This is a genomic window from Shinella sp. M27 (assembly GCF_049199905.1).
GTDB lineage: Bacteria > Pseudomonadota > Alphaproteobacteria > Rhizobiales > Rhizobiaceae > Shinella.
This window is the reverse complement of record NZ_JBLZPK010000020.1, coordinates 1-20814: the sequence shown is the minus strand read 5'-3', so window position 1 is coordinate 20814 and position 20814 is coordinate 1. Positions and strand designations below refer to the sequence as shown.

Annotated in this window: 19 protein-coding genes; 9 read left to right on the top strand and 10 right to left on the bottom strand. The window is 61.3% G+C overall.

The features are described 5' to 3' along the window. The first annotated feature begins 212 nt into the window (after positions 1-212). The 3 genes from ACOZK4_RS07745 (at position 213) to ACOZK4_RS07735 (ending at position 4679) form a co-directional block, all read left to right on the top strand. Positions 213-2630 (top strand): penicillin-binding protein 1A, encoded by a 2418-nt coding sequence (locus tag ACOZK4_RS07745; RefSeq protein WP_421591401.1) that lies wholly within the window; start codon positions 213-215, stop codon positions 2628-2630. A gap of 41 nt (positions 2631-2671) precedes the next feature. After that, the gene (locus tag ACOZK4_RS07740) at positions 2672-4294 is read left to right on the top strand and encodes a penicillin-binding protein 2 (protein ID WP_313529930.1); all 1623 of its coding nucleotides are present in this window, start codon (positions 2672-2674) and stop codon (positions 4292-4294) included. Positions 4295-4385: 91 nt separating this feature from the next. Continuing rightward, entirely contained in the window at positions 4386-4679 is a 294-nt protein-coding gene (locus tag ACOZK4_RS07735) for a hypothetical protein (protein ID WP_421591399.1), read from the top strand. Between the two features lie 429 nt (positions 4680-5108). Here ACOZK4_RS07735 and ACOZK4_RS07730 read toward each other — a convergent pair whose 3' ends face one another. Then, positions 5109-5852, bottom strand: a complete 744-nt coding sequence (locus ACOZK4_RS07730) for a helix-turn-helix transcriptional regulator (protein WP_313529925.1) — start codon at positions 5850-5852, stop codon at positions 5109-5111. 313 nt (positions 5853-6165) lie between these two features. On the opposite strand from ACOZK4_RS07730, the gene leuA reads away from it, so the two are divergent. After that, positions 6166-7836: a 2-isopropylmalate synthase gene (gene leuA, locus ACOZK4_RS07725; RefSeq protein WP_421591397.1), complete on the top strand. Its 1671-nt coding sequence runs from the start codon at positions 6166-6168 to the stop codon at positions 7834-7836. A gap of 7 nt (positions 7837-7843) precedes the next feature. Here leuA and ACOZK4_RS07720 read toward each other — a convergent pair whose 3' ends face one another. Genes ACOZK4_RS07720 through ACOZK4_RS07705 form a run of 4 tightly spaced genes read right to left on the bottom strand, consistent with a single transcriptional unit; the run spans position 7844 to position 11108 of the window. Then, positions 7844-8230 carry an amidase family protein gene (locus ACOZK4_RS07720; protein ID WP_409530391.1) on the bottom strand — a complete coding sequence of 129 codons (387 nt, stop codon included), beginning with the start codon at positions 8228-8230 and terminating at the stop codon, positions 7844-7846. Between the two features lie 14 nt (positions 8231-8244). After that, a complete protein-coding gene (locus tag ACOZK4_RS07715) occupies positions 8245-8550 on the bottom strand; it encodes an antibiotic biosynthesis monooxygenase (RefSeq protein WP_313529919.1) in 306 nt (101 codons plus the stop codon). A 41-nt stretch (positions 8551-8591) separates the two neighbouring features. Next, positions 8592-10154 carry an autoinducer-2 kinase gene (lsrK, locus tag ACOZK4_RS07710; protein ID WP_421591395.1) on the bottom strand — a complete coding sequence of 521 codons (1563 nt, stop codon included), beginning with the start codon at positions 10152-10154 and terminating at the stop codon, positions 8592-8594. Positions 10155-10160: 6 nt separating this feature from the next. Beyond that, positions 10161-11108 carry a sugar-binding transcriptional regulator gene (locus ACOZK4_RS07705; protein WP_421591393.1) on the bottom strand — a complete coding sequence of 316 codons (948 nt, stop codon included), beginning with the start codon at positions 11106-11108 and terminating at the stop codon, positions 10161-10163. Positions 11109-11344: 236 nt separating this feature from the next. Here ACOZK4_RS07705 and lsrA point away from each other — a divergent pair, with 236 nt between their 5' ends. The 5 genes from lsrA to ACOZK4_RS07680 all read left to right on the top strand — a co-directional run bounded on the left by lsrA (position 11345) and on the right by ACOZK4_RS07680 (position 17235). Next, complete coding sequence (gene lsrA / locus ACOZK4_RS07700; RefSeq protein ID WP_313529909.1) at positions 11345-12847, top strand: autoinducer 2 ABC transporter ATP-binding protein LsrA; 1503 nt, start codon at positions 11345-11347, stop codon at positions 12845-12847. After that, entirely contained in the window at positions 12840-13871 is a 1032-nt protein-coding gene (gene lsrC / locus ACOZK4_RS07695) for an autoinducer 2 ABC transporter permease LsrC (protein ID WP_313529906.1), read from the top strand. Before lsrA ends, lsrC begins: the two co-directional genes overlap by 8 nt. Beyond that, the gene (locus tag ACOZK4_RS07690; RefSeq protein ID WP_313529903.1) at positions 13868-14881 is read left to right on the top strand and encodes an ABC transporter permease subunit; all 1014 of its coding nucleotides are present in this window, start codon (positions 13868-13870) and stop codon (positions 14879-14881) included. Before lsrC ends, ACOZK4_RS07690 begins: the two co-directional genes overlap by 4 nt. Before the next feature lie 2 nt (positions 14882-14883). Beyond that, entirely contained in the window at positions 14884-15915 is a 1032-nt protein-coding gene (gene lsrB / locus ACOZK4_RS07685; protein ID WP_241600925.1) for an autoinducer 2 ABC transporter substrate-binding protein LsrB, read from the top strand. Between the two features lie 66 nt (positions 15916-15981). Beyond that, entirely contained in the window at positions 15982-17235 is a 1254-nt protein-coding gene (locus ACOZK4_RS07680; RefSeq protein WP_313529899.1) for a class II aldolase, read from the top strand. 127 nt (positions 17236-17362) lie between these two features. On the opposite strand, the gene ACOZK4_RS07675 is transcribed toward ACOZK4_RS07680, so the two are convergent. The 5 genes from ACOZK4_RS07675 to ACOZK4_RS07655 form a co-directional block, all read right to left on the bottom strand. Beyond that, entirely contained in the window at positions 17363-18103 is a 741-nt protein-coding gene (locus ACOZK4_RS07675) for an amino acid ABC transporter ATP-binding protein (protein ID WP_421591390.1), read from the bottom strand. Beyond that, complete coding sequence (locus ACOZK4_RS07670; RefSeq protein WP_421591388.1) at positions 18100-19074, bottom strand: amino acid ABC transporter permease; 975 nt, start codon at positions 19072-19074, stop codon at positions 18100-18102. Before ACOZK4_RS07670 ends, ACOZK4_RS07675 begins: the two co-directional genes overlap by 4 nt. Before the next feature lie 57 nt (positions 19075-19131). Beyond that, on the bottom strand, positions 19132-19965 hold the full coding sequence (locus tag ACOZK4_RS07665; protein ID WP_421591387.1) for a transporter substrate-binding domain-containing protein: 834 nt from the start codon (positions 19963-19965) through the stop codon (positions 19132-19134). A 148-nt stretch (positions 19966-20113) separates the two neighbouring features. Next, positions 20114-20503, bottom strand: coding sequence for a carboxymuconolactone decarboxylase family protein (locus ACOZK4_RS07660; protein WP_421591385.1), 390 nt, complete (start codon positions 20501-20503; stop codon positions 20114-20116). After that, positions 20496-20814, bottom strand: a 319-nt coding sequence (locus ACOZK4_RS07655) for an alpha/beta fold hydrolase (protein WP_421591383.1), incomplete at its 5' end; no start/stop codon positions are given. The genes ACOZK4_RS07655 and ACOZK4_RS07660, both read right to left, overlap by 8 nt.

Below are 20814 nucleotides of genomic sequence, written 5' to 3'. Positions count from 1 at the left end.
TTTTTCCCGGGTGACGGGTCGAGGTATGGCCTCATTTTTCTAATGGCTACCACCAGATATCGTCATTTGGCTTGGGCCTATGCAGCCTGTATCAACATGGCATCGGGTCGTCCACGATAGAGGCGGACAGCAAAAAGTATTGAGCATGGCAGGCTGCGGCATGGGCGCGGCTGGATTTTTCCTATGCCAAAACTGCGCGAACAGGTTGGTCTATGATTATTATCGTGAATTCCTTAAACGCCGCATTTAATATAATACTGCTGACCGCAGCAATTGCATTGGCCACGGTCCATAGTCTTACGGGAACCCTCCCAGATTATAACGCGCTGACACATTGGAAGCCATCACTTACTTCACGCCTCTATGCGAGGGACGGCTCGGCTCTCGCCGAATTTGCAAGGCAGAGGCGGCTTTTCCTACCACTTGAGCGGATTCCCGCACGGGTGCGTGCCGCGTTTCTCGCAGCGGAGGACAAGAATTTTTATCAGCATCCCGGTATTGACTTGCAAAGCGTCGCACGTGCGCTGTTATCCAATGTCGGGAAAGCTCTCTCCGGCGACCGGCTCGTCGGCGCCTCGACGATCACGCAGCAGGTCGCCAAGAATTTCCTGCTGAATTCCGACCGCACCTTCGAGCGCAAGCTCAAAGAGGCACTGGTGGCACTGCGGATCGACCAGAGTTTTAGCAAAGATCAGCTCCTGGAGCTTTATCTTAACGACATCTATCTCGGCGTCGGCGCCTACGGTGTGGCGCAGGCTGCTCTCAGCTATTTCGGCAAAGGCGTGGATGAACTCACTATTGCGGAGGCGGCCTATCTGGCAGCGCTCCCGAAGGGGCCGAACAACTACCATCCCCTAGACGCCCGCGAGAAGGCAGTCGGCCGGCGCAACTGGGTCATTGCGCAGATGCAGGAGAATGGGTTCATTCGCCGCGAAGAGGCCGCCAAGGCTGTTGAGGAGCCACTTTTGGTCAAACTCAACGATGACCGCCCGACCACGCCGCTGAACGATTATTTCACGGAAGAGGTGCGACGGTTCCTGCTTGCGCAATACGGTGGCGAAGGCCTCTACACCGCAGGCTTCACCATTCGCACGACACTCGATCCCTATCTCCAGGCGACCGCAATGCGCGCCCTGCGTAAAGCGCTGGTCGACTATGATGAGGCGAAGGGTTACCGCGGACCGGTCGCGCGGTTGACAGACGGTGAAACCTGGCAGCATGCGCGGAAAAGGACAAAGCCTCTTGCCGATGTTCCGGAATGGCAGCTCGCCCTCGTCACCGAGGTCTCCGCGAACGCATTGACGGTGCAGATCGATGGGACCGTGAGAGCGGTTCTCATGGACAAGGCAAATCGCTGGGCTTTGTGCCGGCCTTCTGACGGCCGCCGTCGCTGTGCCAACGATTCCTTTCCGGTCTTTTCAACGGGGGACGTGGTCTACGTTGAAGAAACGAAAGACGGATACCGCTTGCGTCAGCCCCCGGAGGTTCAAGGCGCGCTCGTTTCTATGGAGCCCAGTACGGGCCGCGTTATCGCCATGGCAGGAGGTTTTTCCTACGCGCAATCACAGTTCAACCGGGCGACGCAAGCCTACCGCCAACCCGGCTCGTCGTTCAAACCCTTCGTCTATGCCGCCGCACTTGATACCGGCTACACACCGACAACTCTTGTGCTTGATGGCCCACTTGCCATACCCGATGGTGCCGGACGCATATGGCGGCCAAAGAATTACGATGGTCGCTCTGGCGGACCGTCCACCCTACGTGTCGGCTTAGAGAACAGCCGCAATCAAATGACCGTTCGGCTCGCCAAGGCCGTCGGCATGGATGTCGTAGTTGATTACGGCAAACGCTTTGGCCTCTACGATCAACTGCAACCCTATCTGCCCATGTCGCTTGGGGCGGGCGAGACCACATTGATGCGCCTCGTCTCAGCCTATTCCGTAATCGCCAATGGCGGTCGAGACGTGCGCCCGTCGATGATCGACAGGATCCAGGACCGTAGCGGTCGCACCATCTTCCGACAGGACTCCCGGTATTGTCCAGATTGCAATGTATCGGCCTGGAGCAGGCAACCAGAGCCCGAGATCACAGACGATAGGGATTACGTCCTCGATCCGATGACAGCCTACCAAATCACCTCCATGCTGCAAGGCGTCGTTGAGCGCGGAACAGCACGCAGCGTTAAGGTTCTAGGCGTGCCGGTCGCTGGCAAGACAGGCACGACCAACGACGAGAAGGACGTCTGGTTCGTCGGTTACACACCAGAGTTGGTGACCGGCATTTTCATAGGCTACGACATCCCGAGGCATCTGGGCTCAGGCGAAACCGGCGGAGGGCTTGCCGCCCCAGTTTTCATCGACTTCATGAAGGTGGCCCTCGCCGGCCGCAAGCGCATTGAGTTCATCCCGCCGAAAGGCATGGCGTTCCACCGCATCGAACGACGCAGCGGCGTTCCGTCCGAGGGCACCGGCTCCCTCCTCGAAGCCTTCAAACCCGGCACAGGCCCTTGCGCGGCCAGCTGCGGCGTGATCGGCGAAGAGGACAGGGCACCCGATGTGAGCGATCGTCCTGAGGGTATCGACGAGCCCTTGCGAGCGCGCCTTCTCGAAAGTACCGGCGGGCTTTACTGACCATGGCAATCCATCGTCCTACCGTCGCGCACAGATCGTCAATGCGCAAACGCACGGTCGTAATCATGGGCGTTTTTTCCATCGCTGTCCTGACGATTTTGGGTCGACTCATCCATCTGGGCGTCCAGGCTCCGCCAGAACAGGTTTTCACACTCAGAAACAGCACGAACGGCCGGCCAGCGATCCTGGACCGTAATGGTGTCGTGCTGTCCATGGACATTCCGATTACCAGCGTCTACGCCTCGCCGCGTGTCATGGTGGATATCGACGACGCGGTCGAACGCATTACCGCGACCCTTCCGGACCTCGACCGAAAGCAACTCCATCGCCGCCTGTCGGCCAGAGGCGCTTTCGCCTGGATCAGGCGACACATCACCCCCAAGGAAGAGCAGGCTCTTTGGAACGCCGGCATTCCCGGTCTCAGCTTCCAGCGTGACAAGAAGCGGATCTACCCCAACGGTACACTCGCGGCGCATGTGCTCGGGGCGGTCAATGTCGACAATATCGGTATTTCGGGCCTCGAGAAATGGATTGAAACCAACGGGCTCGCAACGCTGCGGCAAAGCGGCATCGATCTCAAGAGCAGCGCCCTCAATCCCATCATGACCTCGCTGGATATTCGCGTTCAGTATGCGCTCGAAGACGAAATCGGGAAGGCCATAAAGAGGTACGCCGCCAAGGCTGGCGCAGGTCTCGTCCTCGATGTGAACACGGGAGAAATCCTAGCGCTGGCCTCTCTGCCGACCTTCGATCCGAATGCACCGGCCGACGCCCTGAAACCCGATCGAATCAACCGGATCGCCGCGTCCGTCTTCGAGATGGGATCGACCTTCAAAGCGCTGACGACGGCCATGGCTCTGGAATCCGGTCAATATACGACGCGCTCAATGATTGACGCGAGCAAACCAGTCGCCTTCGGGCACATGCGTATCCGCGATTTCGAAGGCAAGTACCGGCCGCTTTCCTTACAGGAAGCGTTCATCTATTCCTCAAACATTTCCATGGCAAAGATCGCGATGCAGATCGGCAAGGACTATCATCAGGAATTCTTGCGTCGGTTCGGCCAGATGGAAACGCTCAGAACGGAGCTGCCGGAGACCGCAACGCCGATGCTTCCCCGGAAGTGGGGCGACATCACCACAGCAACCGCGTCTTTCGGGCACGGTATTGCCGTTACCCCCCTTCAGGCGAGCATGGGCGTCGCCGCACTCGTCAACGGCGGCACACTGATCCGTCCGACCTTTATCAAGGGCGATCCAGTCGAGACGCGCAAGCTCGCCTCCAGACTCGTCAGCCCGAATGCGAGCGAGGCGATGCGCTTCCTGCTCTTCCTCAACGCCGAACAGGGTTCAGCCCGCAACGCCCGCATCATCGGCTACCGGATCGGCGGGAAGACGGGCACAGCTGAGAAGGTCGTCGGCGGGCGTTATTCGAAGACGCTGAATATCACCTCCTTTATGGGTGTGGTGCCGGTGGAAGAGCCCCGATTCCTTATACTCACCCTTCTCGATGAGCCGAAGGGACTTCCCGAAACCCACGGATTCCGGACGTCAGGCTGGAACGCCGTGCCGCTAGGCGGAGCTGTGCTCAAGCGCGTTCTGCCCATGCTTGGACATATGCCCTCCTTCGACGGACACACCGATCCATTCAGCGCGTTCCGCTGACGGCGTAGTCGACCAATCACGGGAGCGGGAAAAGGTGGGGGTCAAGCCGCAGTGGTAAGCTTGGCTTGTTTGTGACGACCAGACAATCGAGGTGGAGTGGCGTTACGAAGTGAAGTCGTACTTCAATGAGGCCTTAGAGTTCGAATTCACCCAGAACGAGATGCGCAGCGCCGCCGAGTGCGCTTCGGACGGTAGCAAGAAGTACAGGATTTTGTACGTCCCCTATGCGACCGGTGCGTTCGGCATGGACATCGACATTCTCGATATCCGCGGCGTGGTAGATTTTCTCCTTCAGGAGGCAAACGCGATTGCTGCGAATGGGCGCAAAATCAAGCCCAAAGCTGAACCCATAGGCATAGAAATCAACCACCATCTCTCGCCTTGAAGGGATCCGAACTAGAAGTTTTCGACACCAGACAACTAACTCGTTGAATCTTAATGGCGGCGGAATGGAAGATGTCCCCGACCAGCGTGGTCTGATCTCGACCCGATCGCCACTTTGCGCCGGTTGCGGTCATGTCGGACTGTGTTTTCGCGTAGCAAGTCACACTCCAATTCGGCCTGTGGCGCTGCCACGATGTCTCCCAATAGACGGGCCTGCCATTGTGTGGCGGGATGGCTTTGCAGATGCTTCCTAATACATCGTCTGCTTATAGTTTTCCTCCAACCCCGCATCGATCTTACTCATCTTCTCCTCCCCCGATGCGCCTGTCGTCTCATCAAGTATCATCTTGATCATGTCCAACACCAACGTCCGCGAAATCGACGTCGAAGAGGCCTCGATGACGCCAGCTAGGTGATTTGAGGGCTTAGCTCAAAAATAAGCACTAGGTGGACACCCGAGCGATCGGCGGAAAATGGCGGAAAAGGCACTCGGGCTGTTGTAACCACACTCCAAAGCCACATCGAGGACGCTTTTGCCTTCGGCGAGCATCGTCAAGGCATCGAGCATTCGTGCTTGTTGGCGCCACTGTCCGAAACTCATGCCGGTTTGCCGCTTGAACAGCCGCATGAAGGTCGCTCGGCTCATGTGGAGTAAGGCGGCGGCATCTTCAACGGAGAGCGTTTCCGCCAAATCGTTGCGGAACCGCTCGCACATCTGCGTCAGCTCGGGATGTTTCGGCGTCGGCAGATTGAGCGGCTGTGCTGGCTGGAAAGAAAGTTCCATCAGAAGCAGCCTGACGACGGCGTCCGTTCTGTCCCGGCTTCCAGGATTCTCAGCAAGGTTGGCGAGTTTCAGGATCAGCTCTCGCAAGAGAGGTGTGATTGCCACGACAAGGCATGCGTCGGGGAGCCCCTGCATACCGCTGGTGTCAATCAGAAGTGACCGGAATTGCACGCCCGCATGGCTCGACGTTTCGTGCTCCAGCTTCGGCGGAAGCCAGACGGCCCGGCTTGGCGGGACCACCCAGGTACCCTCGTCCGTCTTGATCGATACGACCCCACTGACCGCATAGAGAAGCTGAGCCTGTTCGTGACTGTGCTTCGGCCCCGAAAACCGGGGCCCGTCATGCGCGATGACGGCGATTTCGTCAGTAATGCTTACACCGGTCTTCAAAATTGATCCTTTCACGACGATAAATGATCATCAGGCGTTAGAATATCAATTTTGGGACCCATAAGGTAGGCCATCCAACAGCAGGAAGTTTTCGTCAGGTGTCCGCCCCAACTGCCTCATTGACCGCATCGAAGTGCCGCAATCAGCAGCATTCGGCGTGGTCGTTGCGCGCGCGGCCCATCCACTTCCCTGTGCGGTGATTTCCCATGCGCTGCGACTTACCGGCGGTCGTCGGGCCTGACGGCTTCCCGGCGATCGTAGTCGGCCGTGTCAAATCCTTCACACATCGCATCGCATCGCAACGGATAACGCCATGTTGACCAATCCAGAAATCAAATATCGCCCTTTCTTTTCTCCTATCGATTTGCAAGATCGCAAGTGGCCGTCCAACCGGCTTACGAAAGCGCCCCGTTGGCTGTCCACCGATCTGCGCGACGGCAATCAGGCGCTTGCCGATCCGATGGATGTCGAACGTAAGCTGCGCTTTTACGACATGCTGCTCGCCGTCGGCTTCAAGGAAATCGAGATCGCCTTCCCATCGGCGTCCCAGACCGAATTCGACTTCGTGCGCGCCCTGGTCGAAGAAGATCGGATTCCCGATGACGTAACGATTCAGGTACTGACCCAGTCTCGCAAGGACTTGATAGCCCGCACCTTCGAGTCGCTGGAGGGGGCGCGGCAGGCGATCGTCCATCTTTACAACGCAACGGCTCCGCTGTTTCGCCGTGTCGTTTTCGGGATGGAGCGGCACCAGATCGTCGATCTGGCCGTTACCGGCGTCACCGCGATGCTGGACGAAAGCCTGAAGCGGCCTGAAACCCACTGGACCTTCGAATACTCGCCAGAAACTTTCTGCTTCACGGAGCCGGACTTCGCCCTCGAGATCTGCGAACGGGTACTGGATGTTTGGCAGCCGACGCCCGAACGCCCCGCGATCCTCAACCTGCCGGCGACGGTAGAGGTGGCGCCCCCGAATGTGTATGCCGACCAGATCGAATGGTTCTGCCGCAATATCTCGCGCCGCGATGCGGTAGTCATCAGCGTTCATCCGCACAACGACCGGGGAACGGCCGTGGCAGCGGCCGAGCAAGCATTGCTTGCCGGTGCGGATCGTGTCGAGGGCTGCCTGTTCGGCAATGGTGAGCGGACCGGCAATGTCGATTTGGTGACGCTGGCATTGAACTTCTACACGCAGGGGGTCGATCCGAAACTCTATTTTCCGGCGATCCGCGACGTCGTGAAGACCGTCGAGCATTGCAACGGACTGCCGGTGCATCCACGCCATCCCTATGCCGGCGAACTGGTGCATACCGCCTTCTCCGGCTCGCATCAGGACGCGATCCGAAAAGGGTTCACCGCCCATGGGCAGCGCAACGACGGCATTTGGGAGATGCCCTATCTGCCAGTCGATCCGGCGGATATCGGTGAGGCCTATGAGGCTGTCATTCGCGTCAACAGCCAGTCCGGCAAGGGTGGCACCGCCTGGGTGGTCGAACAGGACAAAGGCCTGAAACTGCCGCGGTCGCTCCAGATCGATCTCAGCCGTCGTGTCCAGGAGTTCGCTGATAGCAGTGGCAAGGAAATCACGGCCGCGATGATCTGGTCGATCTTCGAAGAGGCGTACCATCTGACCGGTCCACAAGAGTTCGAGCTGGTCAGCTATCGCGATGGGAGTTCGCGTAAAACCGGGAACCAGCGCGTCTTTGCCGGACGCATCCGTCACAAAGGTCGCGAAATCGCGATCACGGGTCGCGGCAACGGTCTGATCTCCAGCGCCGTCTCGGCACTGGAAGAAGGCTGTGGTGTCGCGCTGGAGGTGCTCGACTATCACGAACATGCCCTGAAACGCGGCACGGATTCCCAGGCAGTCGCCTATCTCGAATGCCGCGCACCTGACGGCCGCAAGGTTTTCGGCGTCGGCATAGACGACGATATCGCCACGGCTTCGGTCAAGGCCGTGCTCAGCGCTGCCAGCTACGGCTGAGCTCTCTTCATGGCCAGGCTTTTGGAGCCTGGACGTAATCTCCCTCCCACTCAACCTCACACCAAGTAAACGAACATGAACGAAGAGACTCCAGTCTTCGTAGACTTACCACTTGGAAAAGAGTTGGTTCGTCGAAAGGCCTGCCTCCGACTTGTACGGCGAGCGGAAGTCCTTGTGGCCCGAACCCCATGCATATGGCAATTGCGGGATAGCCCGTCAGATTCCACGGCAGAGCGAAACTCGACTTTTCAAGATCATCCCAGAAGGTAACGTCGTCCATGCGCGGCGCTTCGGAGGCTGACGCGGTCGTTATCACCGCATCGAAACGCCCCATGAGGCTTGCAAAGTCGTCACACAGTTCCCCGGAGGCCAGACGAAAACGCTGTCGCGCCACGCGCCGTTACTGATTTAGGTGCCGAGGAAATCTGCCATTTCGGCATTGAAAAAGGTTTTGGTCCGCGGGCCTGCGAGGATCGGGTCGATCCGGCGTACACATTCCTGATAGTGCGGGGTCTTGCGGTGCTCGTCGACGGCTTCCGGCGAGGTGAACACTTCGTAGATCGTGAAGCTGTTTTCATCTTCGGGATTGCGAAGCACGTCAAAGCGCAAATTGCCCCGCTCCTGCCGGGTGCCCTCGTAATTGATGCGGAACGCCTCGAGAAACTCCGCGGCATGGCCCGGCTTGACGTTGATGCTGACCATCTGGATGAGCATGTCTTATTCCTTGTTATATGTTGAAGTCCTAGATGAAAGGGTCAAAGGCCCGGTGCTTTCCACATGGGGGTGGTGACGCACTCGTCGACGAGCTGACGCTGCAGCGCGTAGGCCCGTGCCCAGCGCTCGCCTGCCTCGTCATAGATGGCCTTGTGCGTGAAATCCGGCTCGAAGTGCCTGTCCCAGCGCACCCAGCCGTCCGCCACCTCGACGAAATTTCGGCGCAGGCCGATGCCGATGGCGGCTGCCGCCGCGCAGCCGAGCGCGGTCGCTTCCTTGACGACGGGCGTGACGACCGGAAGGCCGGTGGCGCTCGACAGGATCTGCGACCAGTGGGCGGATTTCGATGCGCCGGCGGCAAAGACGATCTTGTCGGGCGTTTTGCCCGACAGTTTGAAGATGGCCGCCAGATTGCGCGCCGCGACAATTGCCGCATTCTCCTGCAAGGCACGGAAGATCGCGGCCTTGCCGGATTTTTCCGGATCGATGGACAGGTTCAGCAGCGAAGGGGCTGCGTGATACCAGTTGCCGTAATGCATGACGTCGGAGAAGACCGGGATGATGCCGTGCGCGCCAACGGGCACGTTCGCCGCCTTTTCCTCCAGCAGCCGGTAGGCATCGCCGCCCGGGCCGGCCGCCGCCACCTCCTCCGCGCCAAAACTGTCGCGGAACCAGCGCATGACGATGCCGACGAAGAAGCTGATCGCCTCGGCCTGGTTGAGGCCGGTCACGACGTGCGGATTGATGCGCAGGTCCATGGACGGGTCGGAGACGTCAGGACCGACATTCACGACCTGCTGCCAGAAGGTGCCGCCGAGCACGGCGCAATCGCCCTCGTTGACGACGCCGATGGCCGCAGCCCCGCTCTGGCAGTCGCCCCCGCCCATGACGACAGGCGTGCCGGAGGCAAGGCCGGTCTCATCGGCGGCCTTTTCCGTGACACGGCCGATGACCGTGCCGGGCTCGACGCTTTCGGGGAAGATATCGTCTCGCATGCCGGCCTTGGCCATGGCTTCCGGCAACCAGTCGCGTTTCGAAAGGCTGTAGAGGCCGGTCGTTCCCGCATTGGACGGATCGCTGGCGATGACGCCGGACAGGCGTGCGAGCACCCAGTCGGACAGCATGCTGATCCGGTCGATGCGGGCATAGACGTCGGACAGGTTGCGCTTCAACCAGAGCAGGCGCGGCAGTGCGCCGAGCGCGAAGGTCTGGCCGCTTTGCGTATACAGCTCGCTTTCGAGGTCCGGAAAATCGCGCTTGAGGTCGCGCACTTCGCTGCCGGCGCGGCTGTCGACATTGGCGCAGGCCCAGATTTCCCGTCCGCCGCGATCATAGGCGACGATGGCCTCGCGCATGCTGGTGGCGCTGACGGCGCGGATGTCGGCGGCCGCAATGCCGGCCTCGGCGATCGCCTGCCGGATGGCGCGCGAAAGTAGCGCCCAGTTGCCCTCCACGTCGAAATCCATCGAGCCGGGAAAGCGCGGATCGGTCTTGTGCCACCATTCGTGCTGGGCGCTGGCGATCTGGTTGCCGTTTTCGTCGAAGATCACGGCCCGGCCGCTGCCGGTGCCGGCATCGACGGCCAGCAGGTATGTCGTCGTCATGGCGGTTCAGTCCTTGATTTCGAGGAGGCAGGCGGCCGTCGTCTCGTCCGTGATGAGGATGCCGACGAACTTTCCGCGCAGCGCTGCGTGGATGGCCTGGACCTTCTGAATGCCGCCGGCCGCCGCCACGACCTTTTCGGCGCGCGAGAGCCCCGCGAGCTTCACGCCGATCACCCGATCGTGCAGGGGCAGGTCGAGCGCCTCGCCGCGCTCGTTGTAGAACTGGCAGAGGATATCGCCGACCGCGCCCTTGCGGCGCAGCGGCTCCACCTCGTCGGGGCTGACATAGCCGGCCCGCACCACCGTCGAGGCGGCGGAAAGCTCGCCGATACCGACGAGCTGGTAGGTGGCGTTGAGCGCCATGTCGAGCAGGTTCGCGACGGCCGGTTCGGAGGAAAGATTGCGCGCCACGTCCGGGTCGCGCACGACGAGCGGTGCCGGCACCAGATGCACACCGCTGCCCCAATTGGCCGTGCGCATGCCGTCGACATAGGTGCTCACGCCGCCGGTGAGGCTGACGAGGCCAATATTGCGCTCGTTCGCGAGATGACCAAGCCGCTGGATGGTGTTGGAGACAGTGGCCCCCCAGCCGACCGCCAGCAGATCATCGGTCTGGAGGCGCTGCATCAGGAACTGTGCCGCGGCCTGACCCAGCCGGTCGCTCGGGTCCTGATCGGGCAGCTGCGGCACGACATAGGCCTCAAGCAGCCCGTAGCGTTCCTTGATCTGCCGTTCGAGGGTGAGGCAGCCCTGATAACGCGAATTGATGCGCACCTGGATGATGCCCGAGCGACGGCCGCTTTCGAGCAGGCGCGACACCTTGATGCGCGACATGTTCAGCTTTTCGCCGATCTCGTTCTGCGTCAGCCCGTCGTTGTAATAATACCAGGCGATGCGGGTGAGGATTTCCTCATCCGTATCGGCATAACTCCATTCCCCGTTATCCGCCGCCATGAAGTGCCCCTTGGTTATTTCTGATCATTTGAATAGCAAAAAAACTTTTGATACGTCAACGCTTCCCGGTGGCGAAAATTTCTTCGTGCAGGCAATGCATTGATTTTCGCGGATAAATCATATTTTGCATCGCAATATCACGCGTTTACGGCAACAACCCGCACTGTACGCATATTGACGGCCGTCGATCGCTATGATCATATGATTGTAATAAATTACATATGAACAGGTGCGGAATGACGGATCAAGCGGCGACCGGGAGGGTCGCGCAGCTGACGGATATCTGGAAGTCCTACGGTGCCGTCCCGGTGCTGAAGGGCGTTTCGCTCGCCTTGCAGGCAGGGGAGGTGCATGCGCTTCTCGGCGGCAACGGTGCGGGCAAGTCGAGCCTCATGAAGATCATGTCGGGCGTCATTCCGGCCAATTCCGGCGCAATCGAAATCAACGGCCGGTCACTCACCCAGGCCTCACCCGCCCATGCGCAGGAGCTCGGCCTCTATCTGGTGCCGCAGGAAGCGCATATCCTGCCCAACCAGAGCGTTCTGGAAAACATCTGCCTCGGTCTTTCCGCCTCGCCACGGGCGCTGCGCCCGCGCGTCGCACAGCTTGCGGCCGAGCTTGCGGTGTCGCTCGACCTCGATGCGCAGGCCGCAGCACTCGAAATCGCCGAGCGGCAGATCGTCGAAATCCTGCGCGGCCTCGTGCGCGATGCGCGCGTGCTCATCCTCGACGAGCCCACCTCAGCGCTGACGCCCTTCGAGACCAATGCGCTTTTCCAGCGGGTGCGCAAGTTGCAGGCCCAAGGCGTTGGCATCTTCTTCATCTCGCACAAGCTGCGCGAAATCCGCGAAATCTGCCGCACGATCAGCGTTCTGCGTGATGGCGTCATCGTGCTGTCCGGCTCGCTCGACAGCTATAGCGATGCCGAAATCATCGACGCCATGAGCCGGGTGCAGATCACCGAGGTGTCCGGCAAGGACTGCAGCGGCCGCAAGGTCTCGCAGATCGGCCAGCCGCGCCTCAGCGTGCGCGGCCTGAGCGGCGAGGGCTTCCGCAATATAAGCCTCGATGTCCGGGCGGGCGAGATCCTCGGCCTTGCCGGCGTTGTCGGTGCGGGCCGCACGGAATTCGCCGAAACGCTCTTCGGTCTGCGTCCCCAGTCGGCGGGCAACGTCGTCCTCGACGGCGCGGAGCTGAAAAAACGTTCGCCGCGTGTCTGCATCGACCGCGGTCTCGTTTATCTGCCGGAGGACCGCCAGCAGCACGGCCTCTTCCTCGAGGCGCCGCTGTTCTGGAACGTCTCGTCCTATCTCGTACATCGCCTGCCCTTCTTCCTGCGCCCGGGTGCCGAGCGGAAGGTCTTCGAAACGTTCCGGTCCTCGATGGGCATCAAGTGCACCGGCCCCGGCCAGGAAGCACGCGGTCTTTCGGGCGGCAACCAGCAGAAGGTTCTGCTGGCGAAGTGCCTGTCTGCCCGGCCGAAGGTGCTGATCCTCGACGAGCCGACCCGCGGCGTCGATGTGGCGGCGCGCAACGACATCTACGATCTCATCCGCAAGCTCGCCGCCGATGGCGTCGCCATCATCCTCATCTCGTCGGATTTCGACGAGATCGAGCAGCTTGCCGACCGCGTTGAGGTCATGGCCTTCGGCCAGTCCGGCGGGGAGCTCACAGACAATATCTCGGTCGACGCCATCGCCCGGCTCGCCTTCGGCGCTTCGGAGGCCCGTCATGCTTGATCTTTTCGCGCGCAACCGCGTTGCAACGCTTATCGTCGTTCTCGCCGTCGCCTATGCTACCATCGGCGCGGCCGCGCCCGGCTATCTCTCGGGTTCCACGGCCTCCGTGGTCATCTCCAACAGCCTCGTCTTGATGCTGATCTCGCTCGGCACGATGATCGTCATCCTGACGCGCAATATCGATGTGTCCAGCGGCTCGGTGCTGGGGCTGAGCGCCGCCGTGCTGGGCGTCTCGCTCAATGCCGGCGTCGGCCTGCCGCTTGCCATACTCTTCTGCCTGATGACCGGGGCCTCCGCCGGCGCGTTCAACGGATTGATGGTAGCCTATCTCGGCATTCCCTCCATCGTTGCCACGCTCGGCACGCTCGGCCTCTATCGCGGCATCATGCTGGTACTGACGGGAGGCCGCTGGATCGAGGACCTGCCGCAGAGCCTGAAGGCGCTCGCCGGCAATCTCGGCTTCGGCTTCTCGGCGCTGACCGTCGTGGTGCTCGCTCTCATCGTGCTCGCCTGGGTCTTCCTGCGCAAGACACGCTTCGGCCGCTACTTCTATGCGGTCGGCGACAACCGTGCCGCCGCCCACCATCTCGGCGTGCCGGTCCGGCGCGTTCAGTTCACCGCCTTCGTCGCGACGGGCGTCTGCGCCGCGCTCGCCGGCCTCGTCTACGCTTCACAGATCGGCTTCATTCCCAACCAGGCCGGCAGCGGCATCGAGTTGAAGGCGATCGCCGTCAACGTGCTCGGCGGGGTGAGCCTGCTCGGTGGCACCGGCTCGGTCGCGGGCGTGTTTTCCGCCGTCATCTTCATCACCTCGATCGACAGCGCCCTCGTCTTCCTGAAAATCCCCGCCTACTGGAACGACTTCATCGCCGGCGCCATCCTGCTTTCAGTGCTTTTGCTCGACGGGCGCATCCGCCAGATCATCGACCGCCGTATCCGTGCCCGCCGCTATGCCGTGCATGAGCGTGGCCCGGTCCCATCCGATGAAACGACAGCTGCGAATACCGTGGAGGCGGGCCGATGAAAAAGCTGATCTTCCGCTGGGAGACCGCGCTCCTTGCCATGCTGGTCGCCGAACTCGTCATCTTCGGCATCGTCAATCCGCGTTTTCTCAATGTCGCGAACCTGATCTACGGCACGTCGGATTTCGTGCAGATCGGTATCGTCGCTTTGCCGCTCACTCTCGTCATCATCGCCGGCGGCATCGATGTGTCCTTCGCCTCGGTGATCGGCCTTGCTGCCATCGTCTTCGGCGTCGCCACCTTCTACGGCGTGCCGCTGCCGCTCTCGATTGCGCTGGCGCTCGTCGCCGGCGCGCTCTGCGGGCTTCTCAACGCCACCGTCATCCAGCTGTCGAAGATCCAGCCGCTCGTCGTCACGCTCGGCAGCCTCTATCTCTTCCAGGGCACAGCGACGGTCGCGTCGGGCCTTGTCGGCGCGGGCGGTTACGAGGGGATCGGAAACTTCCCGGAGGTCTTCAATGCCTTCGGCTACGCCCAAGTCCTCGGCCTGCCGGCGCCGTTGGTGCTGTTCCTCGCGCTTGCGCTGGTGCTGATCGTGCTCCTGCACTTCACGCGTTTCGGCCGCGCCGTCTTCCTGTCCGGCCAGTCTGAAAGTGCTGCACGCTTCGCCGGCATCCCGGTCGGGCGCGTGCAGACCATCACCTATGTCATCACCGGTGTGTCGGCCGCCATCGCCGGTCTCGTCATGTCGGCCTATTTCGGTTCGGCCCGCGTCGATCTCGGTTCGGCGACGCTTTTGCCGGCGGTGACGGCCGCCGTACTCGGCGGCGCCTCCATCTATGGCGGCCAGGGGTCCATCCTCGGCACGCTGATTGCCACCTTCGTCATCGGCTACCTGCAGCAGGGCCTGCAGGCTACCGGTGTGCCCAGCCAGATTTCCAGCGCACTTTCGGGAGGGTTGCTGGTTGTCGCGGTCGCATTGCGCCACGGAAGCGCCATGCTGGCCGATTTCATCGCCGTCGCCCGGCAACAGAAAAAAAACCGGGCGGCAGTCACTTCAGGAGGAGAATGAGAATGATCAAGTCCATGTTGAAATCCGGCGCTCTGGCCGCCGCTCTCGTTGCCGGCACCATGCTCGCCTCGGGCACGGCCCATGCCGAAAACCAGATCGCCTTCATCCCCAAGCTGGTGGGTGTCGGCTTCTTCACCTCCGGCGGCGCCGGCGCGACGAAGGCCGGCGAGGAACTCGGCGTGAAGGTCACCTACGACGGCCCGACCGAACCCAGCGTTTCCGGCCAGGTGCAGTTCATCAACAACTTCGTCAACCAGGGCTACAATGCGCTGATCGTCTCCTCCGTCTCGCCGGACGGACTGTGCCCGGCGCTGAAGCGCGCCATGGACCGCGGCGTGCTCGTCATGACCTGGGACAGCGACGTCAACCCGGAGTGCCGCAGCTACTACATCAACCAGGGCACGCCCGAGCAGCTCGGCGGCCTGCTGGTCGATATGGCGGCAGAAGGCGTGACGAAGGAAAAGGCCAAGGTCGCCTTCTTCTATTCCAGCCCGACCGTGACCGACCAGAACGCCTGGGCCGAAGCCGCCAAGGCGAAGATCGCCAAGGAGCATCCGGGCTGGGAAATCGTCACCACGCAGTACGGCTATAACGACGCGCAGAAGTCGCTGCAGACGGCCGAAAGCATCCTGCAGACCTATCCGGATCTCGACGCGATCATCGCGCCCGATGCCAACGCCCTGCCGGCCGCCGCGCAGGCCGCGGAGAACCTGAAGCGTGCCGAAGGCGTCACCATCGTCGGCTTCTCCACGCCGAACGTCATGCGTCCCTATATCGAGCGCGGCACCATCCAGCGCTTCGGCCTGTGGGATGTCACGCAGCAGGGCAAGATCTCGGTCTATGTTGCCGATCACGTCCTGAAGAACGGCCCGATGAAGGTCGGCGACAAGCTGGAAATCCCCGGCGTCGGCACCGTCGAAGTCTCGGCCAACAAGGTGCAGGGCTATGACCACGAAGCCGACGGCAATGGCATCATCCTGCTTCCCGAGCGCACGGTCTTCACCAAGGACAACATCGCCAACTTCGACTTCTGATCACGCATGAGCGGCGGGCGGCCCCGGCTGCCCGCCGTATCCATTTTGAAAAACAGGACGATACGCATGAAAAGCCGCTGGAACGACGAGACCGCAGCCCGCTACGTGGAGGCCGCGCTGGCGGCAGGACAGAGCGAGGCGCTCGGCCTTCGCATCTACACCTCCCGCATCATCGGCGGCGATCCCGATCTCGTGCTGCACGGCGGCGGAAACACCTCCGTCAAGGTCACGTCGGCGACGGGCGAGACGCTGATGCATATCAAGGGCAGCGGCTGGGACCTCGACACGATCGAGGCGCCGGGCCTGCCGGCCGTGCGGCTCGAACCATTGCTGGAAACCCGAGATGGACCCAGGCTTTCTGACCCCGACATGGTGTCGCTGCTGCGCGCCAGCCTGATCGATACTGACGCGCCCAACCCGTCCGTCGAGGCGCTGCTGCACGCGTTCCTGCCCTTTTCCTTCGTCGACCATACCCATGCGACGGCCATCCTGGCGCTGGCCGACCAGCCGGACATGCGCGAAACGGTCCGGCGCATCTATGGCGAGCGGCTCGCCTATGTGCCCTATGTCATGCCGGGCTTCGACCTTTCCATCGTCGCCGATCGCATCTACCGCGAGCATCCGGGCTGCGAAGGCCTCTGGCTGGAGAATCACGGCCTCTTCACCTTCGCCGACGATGCCCGCGCCTCCTATGAGCTGATGATCGAATTCGTCACCATGGCCGAGCAGGAGCTTGCCGGGAAGGGCGTGGCGCTCTCCGGCCCGCAGCCCAGCGATGGCTCGGAGGATATGGCGCTAAGGTCGCGGCTGGAGAGGGCGCTTGTCCGTGACGGCTCGCCTTTCGCAAAGGGCGTCTTCCTGGATTATCGCTCCACCGCCGCCATCCGCGCCCATGCGGGCAAGGCTGACGTGGAAGAGATCGGCCTGCGCGGCACGGTGACGCCCGATCACGTCATCCGCATCAAACCGTGGCCGATGATCATCGAGGCCGATTCGCATGCCGCCGCGATCGATGCTGCGCTTGCCACCTATGCCGAGCGCTACAGGGCTTATTTCGCGCGCAACGCCACGCGCACCAGCGAGCCAAAGCAGATGCTCGATGTCTACCCGCGCGTCATCCTCGTCAGGAACGAGGGGGTTTATGCGCTGGGTGCGAGCGCCAAGGCCGCCATGATCGGCGGCGATCTCTGCGAGCAGGCGACACGCGCCATCAACGCCGCCGAAGCCTATGGCCGCTTCACCCCCATCGGCGAGGCCGACCTGTTCGACATGGAGTACTGGTCTTTGGAGCAGGCAAAACTGCAGGTCGCGAGCAAGTAGCACGGACGCGCCCCATATCTCATGTCGTGCTTGGTGGTTCGAAAGGTGGAAAACCTCCACTCTCCCTGGCGCCTTGAAGGGATACGAACTTGAGACCCGTTAGGGACAGCAAATACCATTCGATCTTTCAATGTTTGAGTATCTGGCCGAGGAACAGTTTTGTGCGCTCATGTTGAGGGTTAGAGAAGAAGTCGTCCGGCTTCCCCTGTTCGACGATCTGGCCCGCATTCATGAAGATTACCCGGTCGGCGACGGCGCGGGCAAAGGCCATTTCGTGGGTGACGCAAACCATGGTCATGCCGTCGCGCGCTAGACTCGTCATGGTCTCCAGCACCTCGGAGACCATTTCGGGATCAAGCGCGGAGGTCGGTTCGTCGAACAACATGACAGCCGGCTGCATGCAGAGCGACCGAGCGATCGCGACACGCTGCTGCTGGCCGCCGGAAAGCTGCACCGGATATTTGTTCGCTTGCTCCGGAATACGCACTCGCTCGAGGAATTTCAGCGCGGTCTTGCGAGCTTCCGCCTCCGGCACGCCCTTGATCCAGATCGGCCCGACCATGCAGTTCATCAGCACGGTCATGTGAGGAAAGAGATTGAAGTGCTGAAACACCATGCCGACGTTCTTGCGCACCTCGGCGACGTCACGCATCTTGTCATGAAGCGTGATACCGTTGACGATGATATCGCCCTCCTGATGCGCCTCCAGCCGGTTGAAGCAGCGGATCAGCGTCGATTTCCCAGAACCGGACGGGCCGCAGATAACGATGCGCTCGCCCTTCTCCACCGTCAGGTTCACATCGGTCAGAACGCGGAAGGCGCCGTACCATTTGGAGACATTGCGGACGTCAATGATCTTCTCACTCATCGCACTTTGCTCCTGGCGTAGTGACGTTCGATACGGGACTGGATGAGTTCGAGGCAGATCGACACGCCCCAATATAGCATGGCGGCCGAAATCAACATTTCCATGTGCTGGAAGCTTTTCTGACCGAGCGTGCGCGCCAGGAACATCAGCTCCCAGACACCGATGACCGAGACGAGCGAGCTGTCCTTCAGCATGGAAATAAACTGGTTACCAGTGGGTGGAATGATAACGGGGAGCGCCTGGGGCAGGATGATCTTTCGCATCGTGAGGCCGAAACCGAAGCCGATGGAGCGCGAGGCCTCCCATTGGCCGCGATCGATGCTCTGGATGCCGGAACGGAAGATTTCCGTCATGTAGGCGCCGTAGCAGAGCGAAAGCGCCAGGATGCCGGCCGGCACCGCATCAATGATGAACCCGAGCTGCGGCAAGCCGAGATAGATGAGATAGACCTGCATCAAGAGCGGCAACCCTCGGAAGAAGGAGGTGTAGAAACTTGCGATCGCATAGGCGAAGCCGTTGGTCGAGAGCTTGGCCACCGCGCCGAGAATGGCGATGATGGAGGCGATTGCGATGGAGACCGCCGAGACGTAGATAGTCGTGAAGAGGCCCTGTGTGATGAGGAAGGGCAGCTTTTCCGCGATGAACGGCAGGCTGAGATTGAACGTCGTGAAAAAGGCGAGGAAGAGCAGCAGCAGCTCGAGCCAGACGACTGCGACCTGTACCCTCAGGGACGCGAAGCCGATCAACATGATGTTGAGGCAGAACACCACCGCGATAACGAAAGCGATAGCGAAACGTCCATAGAAACCGCTTTCCGCCGGCTCGCCGATCACGGGCCGCATCACTTCGCCCAGCGACGTTCCCGTCAGATTAAACGCGAGAAAGGAAGCGAAGACCGCCACGAATAGAGTGGCAACGAACCAGGGTTTGTGGACGAGGACTTCGGATTCGACGGTGTCGGGATACAGCATCACCACTCCTTCAGGATTGGGCGCGGCTCGGATTCCGGGCCGCGCGCCGACAGGATGTTACTGCGTGACCGTGTAGTCGACACCGTACCACTTGGTGGAAAGTTTGCTCAGCGTGCCATCGGCCTGCATTGCCTTGACGGCTTCTGCGATCTTCGCGCTCAGTTCCATGTCGCCACGCTCCACGGCGACGGCCAACGGTTCGAAGAAGACGGGCTTGCCGAGCTGCTTGATTGGATAGCCGGCTTTTTCCGCATCGAGAATGCTCGGCAGTGTAGAAACGACGGCATCGAGCCGCGTCCCGTCGCCAAGACGCAGGTCGTCGAAGGCGGTGGTGGAGTTGGCGTAGGATTTCACCTCGCCCGCCTTGAACTCATAGGTGAAAGGCGGCGCGCCGGCGGCATCCAGCGTCAGGTCCTGGTTGGCATAGGCCTCGAAGGTCGAGGTTGCCGTCACGCCAACGACCTTGCCTTCCAGATCGGAAAGCTTTTCCGCTTTGCTGTCCTTGTGCACGGCGACGGCGGCGGGCGTGTAATAGTAGACTGCCGGGAAATCGAAGATTTCGGCGCGCGCCTTGGTCGGCGTCATCGAGCCGACATGCATGTCCCAGCGGCCCTGCCACTTGCCGGCCGTGATGATGTCCCAGCCGGGCGTCACGAATTCGACGGAGACGCCGAGATGCTTGCCGATCGCCTTGGCGACATCGACGTCGAAGCCGTCCATCTCGTTCTTGTCGTTAACGAAGGACTGCGGCGCCCAGTTGGCGTCGGTCGCGACTTTCAGGTTCTTGGCCGCGAGCACGCGGTCGAGCACTTCGCCTGCCTGCACCGGCGCGGCCGCCAGCGAAAGGGCGAGAGAGGCGGCGAGCGCCGCAAATATCGTGGTTCTGATCATGCGTTTGTTCCCTCTGTGTGTTGTCGTGTCATCGACGGCGCGGGTTCCTCTCCCTGCCGTTGTGATCAATCTTGAGGCCTGTCGCCTCCTGCGTCTTCCGGCGTTCCCATGCAGTTTCCACCGCAAGGCTCCATCGAAATGACGGAAATCAAATCGTCGCTTCCCCAGCCATATCGGCGCGGACAGCGCGAGCGACGCGAAAGGCCTCCACGCCGGCCGGCACGCCGCAATAGACCGCGATCTGCACCAGCGCGGCCTGAAGCTCCTTGTCTGTGAGACCGTTGCGGATCGCGCCGCGAAAATGAAGGCCAAATTCATGCATGCGGTTGCTTGCCGCCAGCATGCCGAGGTTCAGGAGGCTGCGTTGCTTGAGGTCGAGGCCATCGTCTGTCCAGGCCATGCCCCAGCAATATTCGTTCAGCACGTCCTGCAAGGGGTTCGAAAAGGCATCGGCCGCGCCCATCGCACGGTCGACATAGTCATCGCCAAGCACCCGGCGACGCACGTCCTCTCCCTTCTTCCGCAAGGTCTCATCCATGGGCGGCCTCCGTATGGATCAGAAAATCACCGATGGCGGCGGCGACGACGTCAGGCGCTTCGATGAGGATTGAATGGCGCAGGCCCGGAAAGAGGGTGAGCCGCGACCCCGGGATGCGCTCATGCATGTAGCGGGCCATACGCGGATTGGACCCCGCATCGTCCTCGCCGGTGGCAATCAAAGTCGGGCAGCGGATCTGGTCGATAAAACCGCCAAAATCGGTTTCGGCAAGCACCCTGTAGGCGGACGCGTAGCAATCCGGATCGTTTTCCGCATCGCGCGCGCGAAGCCGGTCGATGATTTCGGGGTTC